The sequence below is a fragment of the Actinomadura chokoriensis genome (genome assembly GCF_039529475.1).
GTDB lineage: Bacteria > Actinomycetota > Actinomycetes > Streptosporangiales > Streptosporangiaceae > Spirillospora > Spirillospora bangladeshensis.
Window position 1 is genome coordinate 350,545 of the sequence record NZ_BAAAMW010000007.1, and the last position, 17,958, is coordinate 368,502.

The following is a 17,958-nucleotide window of genomic DNA, read 5'->3' on the forward strand; positions in this document are numbered from 1 at the left end:
AGGTCCTGACCCGGCCGGCGGGCGTCGCCTTCACCTGCCTTCAGATGGACGCACGGACGAGCGGATGGTTACTCCACGCCCATGTTCAGGTAGTCGTACATACCGCCATAGGAGTAGGTGATCCCGACGTTCGTGACCCGCTTCGGCCGGTACATCAGGGCCTTGGCGTAGATCAGCGGGACCTCCGCGGCGGACCCCATGACCAGCTTGTCGATCTCGCCGTACGCCTTCGTGCGCGCCGCCTTGTCGGTGTTGGCGATGGCGTCGTCGAGCGCCTTGTTGATCGCGGGGTCGTCCAGCTCGGCCAGGTTGGTGCCGCCGGAGGGCTTGATGGCGTCACCGTGGACGATCTGGGCGAGGAAGCCGTAGCCGGTCGGCCAGTCGGCCGCCCACGCCATGATCATCATGCCGACGCCGTGCTTGTGGACGTAGTCCGGCACGCCGACGTACTTGTTGAAGTAGTCACCGGCCGGCCACTGCACGATGTCGACCTTGATGCCGACCTTGGCCAGGCTCTGCTGGATGGCCTGCGCCATGGCGACTTCCTTCGGCCGGTCGGACCGGGCCGAGATCTTGGTGCTGAAGCCGTTGGGCTGGCCGCAGGCCTTCAGCTCCTCCTTGGCCTTGGCCATGGTGGCGTCGTCGAGGCCGTTGCCGCCCTCGGCCTGCTTCTGCGGGTACAGGTCGAACTTGGTGTAGCCGTCGACCGTGGGGGGCAGCACCGTGGTGGCGACGTCACCGCCGGCCAGCGGGCCTCCGTAGGCGGTCTGGGCCGCGACCTTGTCCGTCGCGTACTGCACGGCGATGCGGCAGTGCACGTTGTCCAGCGGCTTCACGTGGACGTTCAGCGACATGAACCGCAGGAAGCCCTGGACGGGGTTGTCCACGTACGGCTTCTGGTTGTCGGCCAGCACCTTGGGCTGCGTGCCCGACTGGACGCCGACGCCCGCCATGTCCATGTCCAGCGTGCCGGCGAGCAGCCGCTGGTCGATGTCGTCCGGGTTCTGCTTGAGCTGGACCTCGATCTTGTCGGGCAGCGCCTTGCGGAGCGGGTCCGTGCTCTGGTTCCAGTGGGGGTTCCGCGACAGCGTCATGGACTTGCCGCGGGTGTAGTTGTCGACCTTGTACGGGCCGCTGGAGACGATGGAGTTCGCGTACTTCAGGCCGGTGTCCTTGGCCTTCGGCACGGGCATGGTCTGCGACATCGCGACCAGGTAGTCGAACTCGGAGAACGGCGTGTTCAGGTGGAACACGATCGTCTGGTCGTCGGGGGTCTCGATCGACTTGAGGCCCTCGTCGCTCTTGTCGTCGTAGGGGCCCTTGTACGCGGGCTTGTTGTCGACGAGGTACTGCTTGAAGTACTTCGGACCGAGCTGCAGCTCCTTGGAGTAGTTGCTGCGCTCGACCGCGTACTTGACGTCCTTCGACGTGACGGTGGTGCCGTCGTCGAACTTGACGCCGGTCCGCAGCTTGTACGTCCAGGTCTTGCCGCCGTCGCTGGGCGTGCCCAGGTCGGTGGCCAGGTCCGGGACGACCTCGAGGCTCTCCTTGCCGGCGGCCGGCTTGAAGGTGGTGAGCCCGCGGCCGTACAGCCGCGCGAAGTTCTGCGAGAACGCGTAGTAGGTGTCGCCGGGGTCGGGCGAGTCCCAGTCGTCGGAGCTGGCGAGCTTGAGGGTGCCGCCCTTCTTGTCCGACTTGTGGACGACCTCGTTGACGCCGGCGTTGTAGCCGGGGCCGCTCCCCGAGCTTCCCGACTCTCCGCCGCCACAGGCGGAGAGCAACGCGGCCGCGGCCACACCGGCCGCGAAGACCGCGATCGGTCTCGTTTTGTTCATGTGCAGGCGCACCCCTTCAATTAGACGGGTCGGATGGACCCGAGTCACTTGGCCCGAGGGTCGAGAGCGTCCCGCAGCCCGTCACCGAACAGGTTGAAGGCGAGGACGGTGATGAAGATCGCCATACCGGGGATGATCATGAACATCGGGTCCGACTGGTACAGCGGCACCGCGAGGGTCAGCATGTAGCCCCACGAGGGCGTCGGCGGGATCACTCCGACGCCGAGGAACGACAGCGCGGCCTCGAACAGGATGTTGGTCGGGATCAGCAGGGTCGAGTAGACCAGGATCGGCGCGACCAGGTTGGGCAGGACCTCCTTGAACAGCACGTAGCTGTTCTTGGCGCCCATGCTGCGGGCGGCGTCGACGAACTCCCGCTCGCGCAGCGACAGCGTCTGCCCCCGGATGATGCGGCCGATGTAGGGCCAGTTGAAGAACCCGATGACGAAGATCAGCACCGATACCCGCAGGCCGTTGCCGTTCAGCCCGAAGGAGCCGTCGGACACGACGCCGACCAGGGCGATCGCGAAGAGCAGCAGCGGGAAGGCGAGGAAGGCGTCCATGGCGCGGCTGATCAGGTAGTCGACCCAGCCGCCGAAGTAGCCGGCCATGATGCCCATGACCGTCCCGATGGCCACCGACAGCAGCGTCGCGAGGAACGACACCAGCAGCGAGATCCGGGCGCCGTGCACGATGCGGGCCAGCATGTCGCGGCCGGTGCCGGGCTCCACGCCGAGCCAGTGGTCGGCGCTGATCCCCGAGTGCCAGAAGCCGTGCTTGGGCCGGTTGTAGGTCGGGTCGACGAGGTTCTGGTGGTACGCCAGGGGGTCCTGGACGAAGTACGGGCCGAAGATCGCGATCAGGATCAGCAGGATGACCACGACGGCGCCGGTCAGCGCGATCTTGTCGCGCTTCAGCCTCATCCAGGCGATCTGACCGAGGGAGCGCCCCTGGATCTTCTTGCTGTCGACACCGGCGAGGACCGCTTCCGGCTGCGCCTCGGTGTCGGACCCGGTCACCTCAATGGGTGCGGCCACGCTCCATACCTCCTACCGTCCGGCCACTGGTTCGGCCATGCCGCCGGCGTCCGACCGGCGACCGCGGAGATCATCCGCTGCCCCCGTGCCCGTTACGCCGCGTTTGCTGAAGGGAAACGTAGTCCTTCGGGCACGACTGTCCATCCGTGAAGCGAGCTTCGCCAGTACCCGTATCTGACTTGTGATCTCGTCGTCATCTGGGGCACACGCGCCCGAACGCCACTTCGGACAAATCGCCCGAATAGTACGTTCGCTTCCACCCGGTCAGGCAACTCGAAGCCGGTCCAGACCACCAAGCTTTACCGTACCGAGTCCGATCTGAGACCGATTCTCCGCAGGTCAGCCCCTCATGGCCGCAGAAGACACAGGATAGCGGCGGGCCGGGGCTCCCCCGTCGCATGGGGGAGCCCCGGCCCGCCGCCGTGGCGCGGGCGCGCCCGCGCGCCCGCCCGGGGCCGGTCCCGGGTCAGGAGATGCCGCGGTCGCGCAGGATGCGCTCGATCTCGGCCATCTCCGGGTCGCCGCCGGTCCGCTCGGGCCCCCGCACGGCGCCCTTCGGCTTCGCGCCGCGGCCCGCGGACTTCCGGCCGCCCTCCCCGGCGGCGGCCTTCCCGCCGTCCGGCGCGGCGTCCGCGCGGCGGCTCAGCATCGCGCCGGACGCCAGGTACAGCAGCACGGCGAGACCGCCCACCGCGACGCCCGCCCACTTCACCGGGCTGAACGCCAGGTCGACGAAGAACTCCGTGACCCCCGTCATCGCCGCGGCCAGCGGCACCAGGGACAGTGCGGCGCCGCGCAGGCCCGTGCCCGCGCCGCGGCGGCGGTAGGCGCCCCAGCTGATCACCAGCCCGGCCAGGGTGACCCCGAGGCTGATCGCGAAAATGACTGCGTCGCTCATGCCGGCCCCTCTTCTCCGTACGGTGGTGCTCTCTCCATCGTCACACGCGGGACGGCGGTATCGCTCCTCCCGGCGGACGGTTCCCGAGCAGGGCGATCTCCTCCTCCGGCGTGACCCTCCCCCTAGGGAGCGCCCCCTGCGGGGCAGCCCGCGGGTATCAGGGGCGCGGGCACGCTCAGGGGATCAGGGAGCGGAGCATCTGCAGGTCGACCTCGCGCAGCGAGGCCACCACGGTGCGGCCCGGCGCGGGCGGGATCGGCAGGACGCCGGGGACCGCCACGGTCGCGCAGCCCGCCGCCTCCCCCGCCGCGACGCCGTTCGGCGAGTCCTCCAGCACGACGCAGCGGGCCGGGTCGGCGCCCAGCCGCGCGGCGGCGGTGAGGTACGGCTCGGGGGCGGGCTTGGTGCGGGCGACCTCGTCGCCGGCGACGCTGAGCGCGAAGTGCTCGCGGCCGATCGCGTCCAGCACCGGCTCGATCAGCCGGCGGTGGCTGGAGGACACCAGCGCGGCCGGGACGCCGGCGGCGCGGATCTCCGCGAGCAGCTCCTTGGCGCCCGGCATCAGCGGGACGCAGGCGGTGAGCCGCTCGGCCATGCCGTCCAGCATCCGCCGCCCGACCTCCTCGGGGTCGGCGTCCGCGCCGGTGAGCTCCAGCATGTAGTCGACGGCGATGGACAGGGAGCCGCCGACGAGCTTCTCCTGGTGGGCCGGGGTCCACTCGCCGCCCAGCCACGCCATGACCTCGGACTCGACCTCCAGCCAGACGCGCTCGGAGTCGATGAGCAGGCCGTCCATGTCGAAGAGAACGGCCTGGAGGCCGCCAGTGGGGGTGCACATGTAACCCCACCATAACCGGGAGATCGCGGGGAGCTCACGGGCGTCCGCATGCCGGAACGCCGCCGGCCCGCGGCGCTTCTTGGACGAGGTGTGCAAAGAGGCCGTGACGGATGGGTCGGTGGACCGATACCGTGCCAGCAGTGACTACCAACGGGTAAGGAACGGCATGAGCGCGTACCGCATCATCCTCGTCGGCACCGACGGCTCGGACTCCTCGTTCCGCGCGGTGGACCGTGCCGCGCAGCTGGCCGCCGCGACCGGCGCCACCCTGCTGCTGGCCTCGGCCTACAGCCCGATGCCCGAGCGCGAGCGCGCCAGCGCCGCCGACCGGCTCGGGGACCTGGCGTACAAGGTGCAGGGCTCGACGCCCGCCGACGACGCGCTGCGGGCGGCGCGGGAGCGGGCGGTCGCGGCCGGCGCCACCGACATCGAGCAGGTCTCGGTCGAGGGCGACCCGGTGGACGTGCTCGCCAAGCTCACCAAGGAGCGCGAGGCCGACCTCGTCGTCGTCGGGAACCGGGGCCTGAACAGCCTGGCCGGGCGCATCCTCGGCTCGGTGCCGGCGAACCTGTCGCACCGCTCCCCCTGCGACGTGCTGATCGTCCACACCACCCCGAAGGGCAAATGACCGTCCGCCGGCCCCCGTCCGGCGCCGATGGGCGGGCGCCTTCCCGGGGAGACCGGATCGTGATCTGTTTCCGCCCCTGGCGTAGGGTGCCGGGGTCTGGCTCGTGAGGGGTGGGGTAGGTCACTGTCAGGACGTAGGCTGACAGCCACCGATCATGAGCGGGGCCCCCGACCCCGGGAATGGCGCCCCCGTCGGTGACGCTGTACGTGGGCGTCGGAAGGAGGCAGCGCGTGGTCGAGCTCGAAAGCGTGCCGGAACTCGTCGATCCGGTGCTCGTGGCCGCCTTTGAGGGGTGGAACGACGCCGGGGAGGCCGCCAGCGGGGTGATCGCGCATCTGGAGTCGTCCTGGGAAGCGGTGCCCATCGCCGAACTCGATCCCGACGACTACTACGACTTCCAGGTCACCCGCCCGATCGTGGAGATGACCGACGGGGAGACCCGCGGCATCACCTGGCCGACGACGCGGGTGTCGTGGGCGCGGCTGCCGAGCGGCAAGGACGTGGTGCTGCTGCACGGCATCGAGCCGAACATGCGGTGGCGGTCGTTCTGCCGCGAGCTGGTCGGGCTGATGCTGGAGCTCGGGATCCGCAACGTCGTCCTGCTGGGCGCGCTGCTGGCCGACGCCCCGCACACCCGGCCGGTGCCCGTCACCGGTGCCGCGTCGGAGGCCGGGCTGGTCAGCACGCTGCACCTGGAGCCGGCCCGCTACGAGGGGCCGACCGGCATCCTCGGGGTGCTGCAGGACGCGTGCGCGAAGGCCGACCTCGACACGGTGTCGCTGTGGGCGGCGGTCCCCCACTACGTGGCGCAGCCGCCGTCGCCGAAGGCGACGCTGGCGCTGCTGCGCCGCGTCGAGGACCTCCTCGACGTCACCGTCCCGCTCGGGGAGCTGCCCGAGGAGGCGCGCGCCTGGGAGCACGGCGTGAACGAGCTCGCCGAGGAGGACTCCGAGGTCGCCGAGTACGTCCGGACGCTGGAGGAGCAGAAGGACGCCACCGAGCTGCCGGAGGCGAGCGGCGACGCCATCGCCCGCGAGTTCGAGCGCTACCTGCGCCGCCGCGACCCCGGCCGCGGCCCGGCCTAGCGGCCTATACTCGATCGCGTCCCGTTCCCGGCGATGGCCCGCGCACGCCGCGAAGTGCGCCGATCATGACTTCCACGTTCTCGGAGGGCGGCAGCGCCCGCAGGCGGTGAGCGCCCGCACGCGGGGTCCGGCGATCCGGGTCCGGCCCCCGCGCGAACTGCGCCGGCAGCGCCGCCACCGCGGCCACGCCTGCTGGGACCACCTCGTCGCCGCGCCGCTGTGGCCGCTGCACGGCGCCAACCTCGGGACGCTGCTGCGCACCTGCGACGCCGTCGGCGCCTGCATGGCCGTGCCCCGCTTCCCCTGGGTGCCGGACGCCCTCGAACGCGGCAACACCCTGCGCCGCCCCGCCTGCGTCCACTGGGTGAACGAGCCGCTCGGCTGGCTGGAGCGGCAGCGGGAGGCCGGGTCCCGGGTCGTCGGCGTGGAACTCGCCGACGAGGCGGTGCGGCTCGCCGACCTGCCCGCCGCGCGGGTCCGGACGGTCGCCGTGCTGGGGCACGAGCGGACCGGCATCCCCGCGGAGGCGCTCGACCTGCTCGACCTGGCCGTCGAGATCCCCATGGTGGGGGGCGGCAGCAGCCTGAACGTGGCCGTCGCCGGGTCGCTGGTGCTCTACAAGCTCGCCGGTCTGCTCTGAGCGGTCAGAGGGCGACGCCGAGGAGGGCGTCGACGATGGCCCTGGCCTGGGCGGGGGCCTGCTCGTCCGCGCCGTCGTGGGCGGCCCAGTCGTCGACGGCGGCGAGGGCGGCCGGGGCGTCCAGGTCGTCGGCGAGGCGGGCGCGGACCGCGGCGGCCAGCGGCGCGGCGGGCGGCCCGGACGTGCGGGCCGCGGCGGCGCGCCAGCGGGCGAGGCGGGCGTCCGCCGCCTCCAGCTGGTCCGGCGTCCACTCCCAGTCGGCGCGGTAGTGGTGGGCGAGCAGCGCCAGCCGGATCGCCATGGGGTCGGCGCCGCCCTCGCGCAGCTTCGACACGAACACCAGGTTGCCGCGCGACTTCGACATCTTCTCGCCGTCCAGGCCGACCATGCCGGCGTGGACGTAGGCGTGGGCGTGCGGGCGCTCGCCGGTGGCGACCTGGGCGTGCGAGGCGCTCATCTCGTGGTGCGGGAAGGCGAGGTCGGAGCCGCCGCCCTCCACGTCGAAGGCCATGCCGAGGTACTCGACGGAGATCGCCGAGCACTCCACGTGCCAGCCGGGGCGGCCCTCGCCGAACGGGGAGTCCCAGCCGGGCTCGCCGGGGCGGCGCGCCATCCACAGCAGCGGGTCGAGGGGGTCGCGCTTGCCGGCGCGGTCCGGGTCGCCGCCGCGCTCGGCGAACAGCGGGGCCATCTCGGCGCGGCCGAGCCCGCTGACCCCGCCGAAGGACGGGTCGGAGGCGACCGGGAAGTAGATGTCGCCGTCCACCGCGTAGGCGGCGTCGCGGCCGCGCAGCTTCTCGATCATCTCGACGACGAGCGGGATCGCCTCGACCGCGCCGATGTAGCGGTCGGGCGGCAGGATCCGCAGCGCGGTCATGTCCTCGCGGAACAGCTGGATCTCGCGGTCGGCGAGGGCGCGCCAGTCCTCGCCGGTCTGCTCGGCGCGTTCCAGCAGCGGGTCGTCGACGTCGGTGGCGTTCTGGACGTAGTGGACGCGGTGGCCGAGGTCGCGCCAGACGCGGTTGACGAGGTCGAACGCGAGGTAGGTGTTGGCGTGGCCGAGGTGGGTCGCGTCATAGGGGGTGATGCCGCACACGTACATCCGGGCCGTCTCGCCGGGGGCGGTGGGGCGCGCGGCGCCCGCCCCGGTGTCGTGCAGGGCCAGCGGACGGTCGGCGGCGGGCAGGCCCGCGTCGGGCAGGCTGGGGACTTCGGAGGCGGGCCACGATCGCATACCGAAAGCTTATCCATGCGCAGCTAGCGGCATTGCTCCGAGATCATGGCAAGTGTCCCCGGCTGCCCGGGAAGGCCCGTCCCGTACCTCCGGTCCGCCCGGCTCAGGCGGGGCGGACGCGCGGGTCCAGGAACGCGTAGCCGATGTCGACGAGCAGGTTCGCGACGGTCACCGAGAACGTCACCAGCAGCGTCACCCCGATGATCACCGGGGTGTCGCCGGCGGCGATGGACTGGTACACCAGCTGGCCGACGCCCTGCAGCCCGAACACCTTCTCGGTGACGATCGTGGAGCCGATCAGGGCGCCGAGGTCGATGCCGAGCTGGGTGACGACCGGGGTCAGCGCCGCCCGCAGCGCGTGCCCGCGGACGACGCGGCGCTCCGGCAGGCCCTTGGCGCGGGCCGTGCGCACGTAGTCCTCGTCCAGGACGTCGAGCATCGCCCCCCGGGTGAGGCGCGTGTAGGCGGCCATCATCAGGAAGGCCAGCGCGAACCACGGCAGGATCATGCGGCGCAGGAAGTGCTCCTGCAGGGGCGGGCCGGCCTCGAAGAGGTGGACGCCGCCCGCGCCCAGGCCGATCGTGAACAGCGACAGCAGCGCCAGCGCCATGACGAACGGCGGTGTCGACAGGCCGGCGAGGACGAAGACGGTGACGGTCCGGTCCCACAGGCCCCGCGCCCGGGACGCGCCGGTGACGCCGGTGACGATGCCGCCCGCGAACCACAGGGCCGCCGCGCCCGACACCAGGTACAGCGTCGTCGGGAGCCGGGCGCCGATCAGCGCCGTGACCGGCGTCCCGTTGACGTAGGAGTCGCCGAGGTCGCCGCGCGGCAGCCGGGCGAGGAACCACCAGTACTGGACGAGGAGCGGCCGGTCCAGGCCGAGGTTGCGGCGGATCTGCGCCAGCGTCTCGGGGGTGGCGCGGGGCCCGCCGATGACGCGCTCGACGGTGACGGGCGACAGGTGCAGGACCGCGAACGTGAGCGTGGCCACGAGCCACAGCACGACGGCGGCGTACAGGAGGCGGCGGACGGCGAAGCGCGGCACCGGCGGGTCACCTCCCGGCGGCGGCGCGGTCGCCGCGCGGGTCGAGGGCGTTGCGGACGCCGTCGCCGAGCAGGTTGAACGCCAGCGTGGTGGCGAGCAGCAGCAGGCCGGGGACGGCGAGCAGCCACCAGGCGGTGCGGAACTGCTCGCCGCCCTCGCCGAGCATCGACCCCCAGCTCGGCATCGGCGGCCGGACCCCGACGCCGAGGAACGACAGGGTCGCCTCCGACACGATCGAGGCCGGGACGAGCAGCGAGGTCAGCACGGTGATCTGCGCGGTGAGGTTCGGCAGCACCTCGGTGGCCATGATGCGGGCGTCGGAGGCGCCGAGGGCGCGGGCCGCCTCGATGAACTGCTGCTCGCGCAGCGCCAGCACCTGCCCGCGGATGGTGCGCCCGTAGGCGGCGAACGAGAAGAACGCGATGACGAGGATCGTCATCGCGAGGCTCGCGGCGGGCGAGGAGATCTGGAACGTGGTCGCCAGCATGATCGCCACGAGCAGGTAGGGCAGCGCGAGGATCATGTCCATGAGCCGGGCCAGCAGCGTGTCCAGCGCGCCGCCGGCGAACCCGGCGAGGGTGCCGGCGACCGTCCCGGCGGCCGAGGCGAGCGCGGCCGCGCCGATCCCGGCGGCCAGCGAGATCCGCGCCCCGTAGGCGGCGCGGACGAGGACGTCGCGGCCGAGCTGGTCGGCGCCGAGCGGGAAGCCGCCGCCGGGGCCGCGCGGCCGCCCGCCCGCGTCCAGGCCCGTCCGCGGGAACGTCGCGTCGTAGGGGTGGCCGGTCAGGTGCGCCCACAGCGGCGCCAGCGCCGCGAACGCCCCGATCAGCGCCAGCACGGCGAGGGAGGCGACGGCGGCCCGGTCGCGCCGGAACCGGTCCCAGGCGAGGCGGGCCGGGGTGCGGCCCGGGACCGGCTCCGGCGCCGCCGCTCCGGGGGCGGCCCCGGGGGCGGCTCCGGCGGGCGGCTCGCGCGTCCCGAGGTCGGCGTAGCCGGTCATGGGAACGTGACCTGGTTGAGGTCGTAGGCGCGGTACTGCGGCAGGTACCGGGCGTTGCGGACGCGCGCGGAGTGGAAGATCGGGGTCCGCTGGTTGACGAGGGGCACGACCGCGGCGTCCTCCATGATGCGGTGGTCGGCCTGCGCCCAGTACCCGGACGCGGTGGCGACGTCGGGGGCGTTGAGCGCGTGGTCGATGAGCCGGTTGACGGCGGGGTCGTCGAACCCGCCGTAGTCGCTGGAGTTGGGGCCGTAGTGGCGCCCGTCGAACAGCGGGACGATGGTGGTGCGGCCGTTGTTGCCGTACCAGTCGGGCACCCAGCCGGGGACGGCGATGTCCCATTTCCCTGCGCGGGCGCGCGCCGGGGTGACGAGGGTGGTGCCGTAGAAGGCGCCGCTCGTGTCGGGCTGGAGCCGGGCGGTGATGCCGCAGGCGGCCAGGTCGTGCGTGATCGACCGGGCGACCTGCCGGTGGTTGCCGTCGAGCCGGTAGGGGAACGTCAGCGTCAGGCCGTGCGGGTATCCGGCGCGGGCCAGCATCTGCCTGCACCTGCCGGGGTCTCCCCCGTCGCCGGGCGTCGGGTAGAGATTGAACTCCTGGTGGCCGACGCTGCGCGGCGGAATGGTCTGGTTCAGGACCTCGGCGATGTCGGGGCCGCCGTAGATGCGCACCACCGCGGCCTTGTCGACGGCGTAGCTGATCGCCTGCCGGACCTCGGTCCGGCCGAGCGCTCCCCCGTTGTTCGGGCTGAGGGTGTTGAACACCAGGTAGGGGTCGAGCGCCGACCCCTCCATGATCGCGAAGTCGGGGTCGCCCCGCAGCTTCGCGATCTTCGCGGCCGGGACCGGCTGGTCCCAGGGCAGGTCGGCGGCGCCGCTCTCGAGCATGCCCTGGACGGCGTCCGGGGAGTCGTGCCCGAGCGAGATCTCGATGCGGTCGGGGTTCTGCGCGCGGATCGGGTCGGACCCGGCCCGCCAGCTCGGGTTCCGCTCCAGGACGTACCGCCGGCCGGGGGTGTAGGAGGTGATCTGGTAGGGGCCGTCGGAGATCGTGTGCCGCCGGAACTCGGGGCTGTCGGGGATGTAGCGGTCGTACTCGGCGGGCGCCGCCGCCGCGAACTCCAGCGCGAGCAGGTTGACGAGGTCGCTCGCGGGCCGGTTCAGCTTGATCACCAGGGTCTTGGCGTCCGCCGCGACCAGCCCGGGAACGTCGTTGGTGCGCTGGTAGCGGGCCATCGCGGCGGCGCTGCCCGGGTCGACGCGTGCGTAGCCGGCGCAGAAGCGGCCCATGCCGGCGATCGTCTCGATGTAGTAGGCCCTGCCGCCGGCCGGGGCGGCCGGGTTGCAGGTCCGCTTGATGCCGCGGACGAAGTCGGCCGCGGTCACCTCGCGGGGCGGGCTGGTGTTCCACAGCACGCCGCCGCGCAGCCTGATCGTGTAGGTGCGGCCGTCGCGGCCGAGGCCGCCGTTGCGCGCGGTCGGGATCTCCAGCGCCACGTCGGGCCGCACCGTGACGGCCTCCCCGAAGTCGTTGGACGCCCGGTACCCGAACAGCGTCCGGGCGAACTGGCGGGCGAGGAGCCCGCCCCAGGTGGTGTACACGGCGGCGGTGTCGAGGTGGTCGACGTCGGCCGACCCGGCGACCCGCAGCGTGCCGCCCCTGACGGGCCCTCCGCCGCCGCCGCAGCCGGCCAGTGCCAGCAGCACCGCGGCGAGACCGGCCGCGACCGCTCCCGCCCGCGCCGTCCCCGACGAAGATCGCATTACGTAGTCAATTTAGCACCCGCTGTCACGCCGCCGCAGCCGAAACGGCATCCCCCGGCCGGGACGCGCGCCCCGGCCGGCCCCGGGCCCCGGGGCGTCCGCGGACCTACAGCACCCGGGACCAGGCGTCCCCCTCGCCCGGGGCGGCGGAGAAGTCGTACCGGACGCCCCGGCCGAGCGCGACGAGGCTCACCGACGTCGTCCCCCACACGCGCCCGTCGCCGAGGTCCAGCAGCGGCAGCAGGGCGCGGTGGTCGGCGCGGGGCAGCCCGTCGCCGTCCAGCAGCGGCAGCCAGGCGCCCCACGCCCGCTCCACCGGCTCGTCCGGGCCGGGCTCGGGGCGCGGCGCGGCGGCGAGCCGGGGCCGGAAGTGGGCCAGCCGGGCGGCCATGTAGGCGTCCTCGGTCTCCCCCTCCAGCTGCCCCTCGCCCTCCAGCCCGCTGTTGACGATCATGTGCAGGCCGGGTCCGAGGCTCCGCTCGGTGAGGGCCTCGCCGTCCCAGCTCCACAGCCGCACCCGGTCCGGTTCCGCGCCGACGAGGTGGAACGGGTCGAACACCGCGAGGTCGAGCCCGCCGAGCTTGCCGTCGGCGGCGACCCGCAGCGGCAGCTCGCCGCGCGACGCGCGGGACGCCTCCGGCGCCATCCGGCCGCGCCCGTTCAGCACCACCGCGACCCGCGGCGCGTCCGGCTCGACCGCCAGCCACGTCCCGCCGGCGCGCAGGTCGCGGCCGCCGACGAGTCCGGGCCGGTCGGGCCAGTGCCGGGCCGGGCCCGCCCACTCCCGGGCGACGAACTCGTCCCGCACGCCCACCACGAGCACGGGGACCGGGGACGAGGGATCCACGCTGATGATCGCCGTACACATCCCCCAATTGCAGCACTCCGCCCGTTTCGCCCCACGGGCGGGGGCGGGCTACAGCGGCGGCCAGGGGATGGCGGGCCAGTCCTCCGGCGGGTAGGGGTGGATGCGGTGCTCGAGCATCAGCTCCACCCGGCGGCGGGTCGCGTCGACCTCGCCGGGGGTGAGGAGCTCGGCGAGGCGGGCGCCGAGGGCGCCGCGCAGCGCCGCCTCGACGCGGCCGAGGGCTTCGAGGGCCTCGGCGGTGAGGGGCTTGCCGCGCCACTGCCACAGGACGGTGCGGAGCTTGTACTCGGTGGAGAAGCACACGCCGTGGTCGCAGCCGTAGACGTGGCCGTCGCCGGGCGGCAGCAGGTGGCCGATCTTGCGGTCGGCGTTGTTGACGACGGCGTCGAACACCGACATGCGGCGGATCGCCTCGTCGTCGGAGCGGGACAGGGCGACCAGGTCGACGTCGGGGTCGGGCTCCACCCACAGCTGCACCATGCCGGGGCCGTAGGGGCCGTCGCGGTGGACGGTGGGCGGGACGGTGCCCCAGCCCATCACCTTGGACACCTCGTAGGCGGCGACCTCCCGCTCGGCGAGGGTGCCGTCGGGGAAGTCCCACAGCGGGCGCTCGCCGGCGACGGGCTTGTAGACGCAGTTGGCGGTACCGCCGTCGTGCTCGATCGAGCAGTACAGGGTGGCGTTGGACGCCTGCACGAGGCGGCCCTCCACGGCGAGGCGCCCGGCCGACAGCAGCCGCTCGGCGGAGGCGGCGTCGCGGGGCGGCACCGGGCGTCCGGGCGCGCCGCGGCCCGTGCCGTCTGCGGGCGCCCGGTCCCGGGAGGACTGCGTCATGGGTTCATTCTCCCGGCCACGCCGCCCATGATCCACCACACGCCCATGACCGAGTACGCGGGGACCGCCATCTCAGCCCATGTACCCGTTCTGGCGCGGGCAGACGTGCCCGGCGCCGTCCAGCGGCAGCCCGCACAGCGGGCACGGGGGCCGCCCGGCGGCGACGACCTTCAGGGCGCGCTCGGCGAACGCCCGGGCCTGCGCGGCGCTGATCCGGACCCGCAGCACCGCGATCGCGGGGTCGTCCTCGCCGACCTCGGGCTCCTCCTCGGTCTCGGTGACCTCCTGCGCCTCGATGACGACCTGCTCGTCGTCGGGGTCCCAGGCGAGCGCCATCGTGCCGACCTTGAACTCCTCCTCCACCGGCTGGTCGAGGGGGCCGTCGTCCTGCAGCTCCGACGGGGTGGCGGCGGGCACCGGGGCGTCGCCGCCGCTGCGCCGCAGCACCTCGTCCAGGAGCTCCTCCAGCCGCTCGGCCAGCAGCGTCACCTGGAACTTCTCCAGCCCGACGCTGGTGACGCGGCGGCCGGCGCGGGCCTGCAGGTAGAAGGCGCGCTCGCCGGGCCGCCCGACGGCGCCGGCGACGAAGCGCTCCGGCAGGTCGTAGGAGATGACGGGCATGACACGACCCTACGCGCCGCCGCCGACCGGCGCGTCATCCGGCCCGAGTCCGTCTTTCCCGGCACCTTCCGCCGGCGGCGGCGGAACCAGCGCGGCCGTGTCGCCTCCGGTGTCGTTGAGCCGGACGACGAACGGCCGCGTCTCGGTGTAGCGGATCACGGTGAGCGAGGCGGGGTCGGCCTGGATCCGCTGGAACTGGTCCAGGTGCAGGCCGAGGGCGTCGGCGACGACCGACTTGATGATGTCGCCGTGGCTGCACACGGCGTACAGGGCGTCCGGGCCGTGCTCGGCGGCGATGCGCGCGTTCCAGTCGCGGACGGCGGTGACGGCGCGGTGCTGCGCGGCGGCGAGGGACTCGCCGTCCTCGCCAGGGAACCGGGCGGCGCTCGGGTGCGCCTGCACGACCCGCCACAGCGGCTCCTCGGCGAGCTCCTTCAGCGGGCGGCCCGTCCAGTCGCCGTAGCGGACCTCGCCGAAGCGCTCGTCGGTCTCGGTCCTCCCGATCGGCGGGGCGTGCCCGGCGGCGATGATCCCGGCGGTCTCGGCGCAGCGGTCGAGGGGGCTGGACACGACGGCGGCGAGCGGCAGCGGCGCGAGCCGGGCGGCGAGCGCGGTGGCCTGGGCGCGGCCGCGGTCGTCGAGGCTCACCCCGGGGGTCCAGCCGGCGAGCACCGGGCCGGTCATCGCGGTCAGGCCGTGCCTCACCAGGAGAAGGGTCGTCACGGCGGCCACTCTAGGAGATGCCCGGCATACCGGCGCGGTGCGGTGCCGGTGCGCGAGAATGCGTGCCGTGATCGTGGACAAGGCCATCTACGCCGGCGGGACGCGCAGCGACATCGACGGCGACATCAGCGACGCCTTCGACCTCGCCCGCGAGGACGGCGACTGCTTCCTGTGGATCGGGCTCTACGAACCGGACGAGGACGAGTTCGAGCTGGTCAAGGACGAGCTGAACCTGCATCCGCTGGCCGCCGAGGACGCCGTGTCCGCGCATCAGCGGCCGAAGATGGAGCGCTACGGCGACACGCTGTTCGTGGTCCTGAAGACGCTCACCTACCTCGACGAGACGTCCGACATCGAGGTCGGCGAGATCATGGTGTTCCTCGGCCGCGACTTCGTCGTCACCGTGCGGCACGGCACCGGCAACCCGCTCGGCCCCGTCCGGAAGCGGCTGGAGGACGACCCGGAGCTGCTCGGCCACGGCGCGGCCGGCGTCCTGTACGCGGTGTGCGACGAGGTCGTCGACCGGTACGGGCTCGTCGCGCACGAGGTCGAGGTCGACATCATCGGGCTGGAGCGGGCGGTGTTCGACCCGGGCGCGCGGGACGTCACGGCCGACATCTACTCCCTCAAGCGGGAGGTGCTGGAGTTCCGCAGCGCCGAGGACCCGCTCGTCCCGGTGATGCAGGAGATCGCCAAAGGGCGGGTCGCCGAGTGCGGGTCCACCCGCGAGTACTTCCGCGACGTCCTGGACCACCTGCTGCGCGTGGACGGGCAGGTCGACGCGCACAACGAGCTGCTCAACAGCGTGCTGACCGCGCACCTGGCGCTGCTCGGCAAGCAGCAGAACGAGGACATGCGCAAGATCTCCGCGTGGGCGGCGATCATCGCGGTGCCGACCGCGATCGCCGGGATCTACGGCATGAACTTCGACCACATGCCCGAGCTGCACTGGAGCTTCGGCTACCCGCTGGTCATCGGGGTGATGGCGGTCGCGTGCGTGCTGCTGTTCCGGCGGCTGCGCAGGAGCGGCTGGCTCTGACGGCCCGCTCCGGCGGCGCGCGGGACGGTAGGGAGGGCGGGTCTCAGGGGGCGTCGTCGCGCGGGGGCGCCGGGGCGGCCAGCAGGACCGCCCACAGGTGCGACTCGGCGCCCTGCGACTCCAGCCGCCGGCGGATGCGGTCCACGCCGCCGCGGGTGGGCATCGCCAGCCAGACCAGCAGCGGGTAGCCGACGGCGAACCCGGCGGCGAACACCGCCTCGCTGTGCGCCACCATCGCCAGCGGCAGGCCGATGAGGATGACGCCCTCGGCCAGCGCGAACCGCAGCAGCACCGCCTGCCGGAACATCATCAGCGCGGCCCGCGCCGCCGCGGCGGGCTCGGCGCCCGGCGGCATCGGGCGCGGCGCGCGGGGGCCGGCCAGCAGCGCGACGAGCGCGGCGGCGGCGAGCGGCGCGTAGACCCACGGGGGCGCCGGATCGCGGCCGTCCTGCACGATCAGCGGCATGATCGCCAGGATGAGGACGGGCGCGGCGAGCAGCACCAGCATCATCGCGCGCAGCCGGCCGAGCTCGGTGCCGGCGCGCAGCGAGGCGAGGTAGCCGGGGTCGTCGCCCGGCCCCGCGCCGAAGACCGGCGCCATGTCCGGGCCGCCGTCGCCGTCCGGCGACTTCGGCGAGTACATCGAGAACGGGGGTGGCGCCATGGCTGCGCACTTTAGCCCGGCGGCGGCCCCGGCAGTAGATCCGACCAGGATCTTTGCGCCGGGGGCGGATCCGCGCCGGCCGATCGCTCACTTTCCGCGCTCCCGGCGCGGACCGCTACATTGACCGCCTATGAAGGAGCGTCACCTCGGGCGGAGCGGGCTGCTGGTGTCCCGGCTGGGTCTCGGCACCATGACCTGGGGGCAGGACACCGACCCGGACGAGGCCGCGGCGCAGCTCGTCGCGTTCGTGGACGCCGGGGGGACGCTCGTGGACACGGCGGACGTGTACTCGGGCGGCGTCGCCGAGCGGATCCTCGGCCACCTGCTGCGCGACACCGTCGACCGGGACGGCCTGGTCGTCGCGACGAAGGCGGCGATCCGGCCGAACGGCCGCTACGACGGGTCGCGCCGGCACCTGCTGCGCGCCCTGGACGCCTCCCTCGACCGGATGGACCTCGACCACGTCGACCTGTGGCAGCTGCACGTCTACGACCCGGCGACGCCGCTGGAGGAGACGCTGTCGGCGCTGGACGAGGCGGTCGCGTCCGGCCGCACCCGCTACGTCGGCGTGTCGAACTACGCGGGCTGGCAGGTCGCCAAGGCCGCCGCGTGGCAGCGCGCCTGGCCGGGCCGCGCCCCGGTGGTGTCGGCGCAGCTGGAGTACTCGCTGCTGCGCCGCGACATCGAGCGGGAGGTCGTGCCGGCCGTGCTGGACGCCGGGGCGGGGCTGCTGCCGTGGTCGCCGCTCGGCCGGGGCGTGCTCACCGGCAAGTACCGCACCGGCATCCCCGCGGGGTCGCGCGCCGCCGCCCCGCACTTCGCCGAGTTCGTCCAGCCGTACCTCGACGAGGAGTGCGCCCGGATCGTGGAGTCGGTGGTGACCGCCGCCGAGGGCCTCGGCTGCTCGCCGCTCGCGGTGGCGCTGGCGTGGGTCCGCGACCGGGAGGGCGTCGCCGCCCCGGTGGTCGGCGCCCGCACCGCCGCGCAGCTCGGCGCGATCCTGGAGAGCGAGGACCTGACGCTGCCGAACGAGATCCGCGGCGCGCTCGACGACGTCTCCGACACAGCTACGGGAAGCCCGTGACCGACAGCCCTGACCACTCCGCCGACCAGCCCACCGCCGCCGAGCGGGCCGCCCGCGCCGCCGCCGCGATGCGCGCCGCGCACGCGGTCGCCGCCGTCCTCGACGGCGGCGCCGCGCCG

18 protein-coding genes are annotated in these 17,958 nt (G+C 73.5%); 5 read left to right on the forward strand and 13 right to left on the reverse strand.

Translation table 11 applies throughout. The annotated features are described in order from the left end of the window. Positions 1-68: 68 nt before the first annotated feature. The 4 genes from ABFX46_RS18655 to ABFX46_RS18670 all read right to left on the reverse strand — a co-directional run bounded on the left by ABFX46_RS18655 (position 69) and on the right by ABFX46_RS18670 (position 4,608). Entirely contained in the window at positions 69-1,835 is a 1,767-nt protein-coding gene (locus ABFX46_RS18655) for an ABC transporter substrate-binding protein (RefSeq protein WP_346043676.1), read from the reverse strand. A gap of 44 nt (positions 1,836-1,879) precedes the next feature. Beyond that, the gene (locus ABFX46_RS18660) at positions 1,880-2,872 is read right to left on the reverse strand and encodes an ABC transporter permease (RefSeq protein ID WP_346043677.1); all 993 of its coding nucleotides are present in this window, start codon (positions 2,870-2,872) and stop codon (positions 1,880-1,882) included. Positions 2,873-3,338: 466 nt separating this feature from the next. Then, on the reverse strand, positions 3,339-3,770 hold the full coding sequence (locus ABFX46_RS18665; protein WP_346043679.1) for a hypothetical protein: 432 nt from the start codon (positions 3,768-3,770) through the stop codon (positions 3,339-3,341). A 175-nt stretch (positions 3,771-3,945) separates the two neighbouring features. Continuing rightward, entirely contained in the window at positions 3,946-4,608 is a 663-nt protein-coding gene (locus ABFX46_RS18670; protein ID WP_346043681.1) for an HAD family hydrolase, read from the reverse strand. A 166-nt stretch (positions 4,609-4,774) separates the two neighbouring features. On the opposite strand from ABFX46_RS18670, the gene ABFX46_RS18675 reads away from it, so the two are divergent. The 3 genes from ABFX46_RS18675 (at position 4,775) to ABFX46_RS18685 (ending at position 6,961) form a co-directional block, all read left to right on the forward strand. Beyond that, positions 4,775-5,236 (forward strand): universal stress protein, encoded by a 462-nt coding sequence (locus ABFX46_RS18675; protein ID WP_346043682.1) that lies wholly within the window; start codon positions 4,775-4,777, stop codon positions 5,234-5,236. A gap of 230 nt (positions 5,237-5,466) precedes the next feature. Continuing rightward, positions 5,467-6,321 carry a PAC2 family protein gene (locus ABFX46_RS18680; RefSeq protein ID WP_346043683.1) on the forward strand — a complete coding sequence of 285 codons (855 nt, stop codon included), beginning with the start codon at positions 5,467-5,469 and terminating at the stop codon, positions 6,319-6,321. Between the two features lie 106 nt (positions 6,322-6,427). Further along, positions 6,428-6,961 carry a TrmH family RNA methyltransferase gene (locus ABFX46_RS18685; protein ID WP_346043685.1) on the forward strand — a complete coding sequence of 178 codons (534 nt, stop codon included), beginning with the start codon at positions 6,428-6,430 and terminating at the stop codon, positions 6,959-6,961. 4 nt (positions 6,962-6,965) lie between these two features. Here the strand turns inward: ABFX46_RS18685 and mshC are convergent, their stop codons facing one another. The 8 genes from mshC to ABFX46_RS18725 all read right to left on the reverse strand — a co-directional run bounded on the left by mshC (position 6,966) and on the right by ABFX46_RS18725 (position 15,052). Further along, entirely contained in the window at positions 6,966-8,195 is a 1,230-nt protein-coding gene (gene mshC / locus ABFX46_RS18690) for a cysteine--1-D-myo-inosityl 2-amino-2-deoxy-alpha-D-glucopyranoside ligase (protein WP_346043687.1), read from the reverse strand. Positions 8,196-8,298: 103 nt separating this feature from the next. Further along, positions 8,299-9,243, reverse strand: a complete 945-nt coding sequence (locus ABFX46_RS18695) for an ABC transporter permease (RefSeq protein ID WP_346043688.1) — start codon at positions 9,241-9,243, stop codon at positions 8,299-8,301. 7 nt (positions 9,244-9,250) lie between these two features. Further along, positions 9,251-10,243: an ABC transporter permease gene (locus ABFX46_RS18700; RefSeq protein WP_346043689.1), complete on the reverse strand. Its 993-nt coding sequence runs from the start codon at positions 10,241-10,243 to the stop codon at positions 9,251-9,253. Then, entirely contained in the window at positions 10,240-12,006 is a 1,767-nt protein-coding gene (locus ABFX46_RS18705) for an ABC transporter substrate-binding protein (protein ID WP_346043691.1), read from the reverse strand. The genes ABFX46_RS18700 and ABFX46_RS18705 overlap by 4 nt, the downstream gene beginning before the upstream one ends. Positions 12,007-12,112: 106 nt before the next feature. Then, positions 12,113-12,874, reverse strand: a complete 762-nt coding sequence (locus ABFX46_RS18710) for an NRDE family protein (protein WP_346043693.1) — start codon at positions 12,872-12,874, stop codon at positions 12,113-12,115. A 48-nt stretch (positions 12,875-12,922) separates the two neighbouring features. After that, positions 12,923-13,708 carry an SCO1664 family protein gene (locus tag ABFX46_RS18715; protein ID WP_346043695.1) on the reverse strand — a complete coding sequence of 262 codons (786 nt, stop codon included), beginning with the start codon at positions 13,706-13,708 and terminating at the stop codon, positions 12,923-12,925. Between the two features lie 72 nt (positions 13,709-13,780). Continuing rightward, positions 13,781-14,329, reverse strand: coding sequence for a DUF3090 domain-containing protein (locus ABFX46_RS18720; protein ID WP_131941598.1), 549 nt, complete (start codon positions 14,327-14,329; stop codon positions 13,781-13,783). 9 nt (positions 14,330-14,338) lie between these two features. After that, a complete protein-coding gene (locus ABFX46_RS18725; RefSeq protein WP_346043697.1) occupies positions 14,339-15,052 on the reverse strand; it encodes a histidine phosphatase family protein in 714 nt (237 codons plus the stop codon). A 67-nt stretch (positions 15,053-15,119) separates the two neighbouring features. Between ABFX46_RS18725 and corA the strand changes: the two genes are divergently transcribed. Beyond that, positions 15,120-16,091, forward strand: coding sequence for a magnesium/cobalt transporter CorA (gene corA / locus ABFX46_RS18730; RefSeq protein ID WP_428831274.1), 972 nt, complete (start codon positions 15,120-15,122; stop codon positions 16,089-16,091). A gap of 43 nt (positions 16,092-16,134) precedes the next feature. Here corA and ABFX46_RS18735 read toward each other — a convergent pair whose 3' ends face one another. Then, entirely contained in the window at positions 16,135-16,755 is a 621-nt protein-coding gene (locus ABFX46_RS18735) for a hypothetical protein (protein ID WP_346043701.1), read from the reverse strand. 130 nt (positions 16,756-16,885) lie between these two features. On the opposite strand from ABFX46_RS18735, the gene ABFX46_RS18740 reads away from it, so the two are divergent. Further along, entirely contained in the window at positions 16,886-17,839 is a 954-nt protein-coding gene (locus ABFX46_RS18740; protein ID WP_346043703.1) for an aldo/keto reductase, read from the forward strand. Positions 17,840-17,958 lie beyond the last annotated feature (119 nt).

Excerpts from the sequence above, each read along its gene's own strand:
- ABFX46_RS18655 (WP_346043676.1), bottom strand. The coding sequence starts at position 1,835 with ATGAACAAAACGAGACCGATCGCGGTCTTCGCGGCCGGTGTGGCCGCG.
- ABFX46_RS18665 (WP_346043679.1), bottom strand. The coding sequence starts at position 3,770 with ATGAGCGACGCAGTCATTTTCGCGATCAGCCTCGGGGTCACCCTGGCC.
- ABFX46_RS18670 (WP_346043681.1), bottom strand. The coding sequence starts at position 4,608 with ATGTGCACCCCCACTGGCGGCCTCCAGGCCGTTCTCTTCGACATGGAC.
- ABFX46_RS18675 (WP_346043682.1), top strand. The coding sequence starts at position 4,775 with ATGAGCGCGTACCGCATCATCCTCGTCGGCACCGACGGCTCGGACTCC.
- mshC (WP_346043687.1), bottom strand. The coding sequence starts at position 8,195 with ATGCGATCGTGGCCCGCCTCCGAAGTCCCCAGCCTGCCCGACGCGGGC.
- ABFX46_RS18700 (WP_346043689.1), bottom strand. The coding sequence starts at position 10,243 with ATGACCGGCTACGCCGACCTCGGGACGCGCGAGCCGCCCGCCGGAGCC.
- ABFX46_RS18705 (WP_346043691.1), bottom strand. The coding sequence starts at position 12,006 with ATGCGATCTTCGTCGGGGACGGCGCGGGCGGGAGCGGTCGCGGCCGGT.
- ABFX46_RS18710 (WP_346043693.1), bottom strand. The coding sequence starts at position 12,874 with ATGTGTACGGCGATCATCAGCGTGGATCCCTCGTCCCCGGTCCCCGTG.
- ABFX46_RS18715 (WP_346043695.1), bottom strand. The coding sequence starts at position 13,708 with ATGACGCAGTCCTCCCGGGACCGGGCGCCCGCAGACGGCACGGGCCGC.
- ABFX46_RS18720 (WP_131941598.1), bottom strand. The coding sequence starts at position 14,329 with ATGCCCGTCATCTCCTACGACCTGCCGGAGCGCTTCGTCGCCGGCGCC.
- ABFX46_RS18735 (WP_346043701.1), bottom strand. The coding sequence starts at position 16,755 with ATGGCGCCACCCCCGTTCTCGATGTACTCGCCGAAGTCGCCGGACGGC.
- ABFX46_RS18740 (WP_346043703.1), top strand. The coding sequence starts at position 16,886 with ATGAAGGAGCGTCACCTCGGGCGGAGCGGGCTGCTGGTGTCCCGGCTG.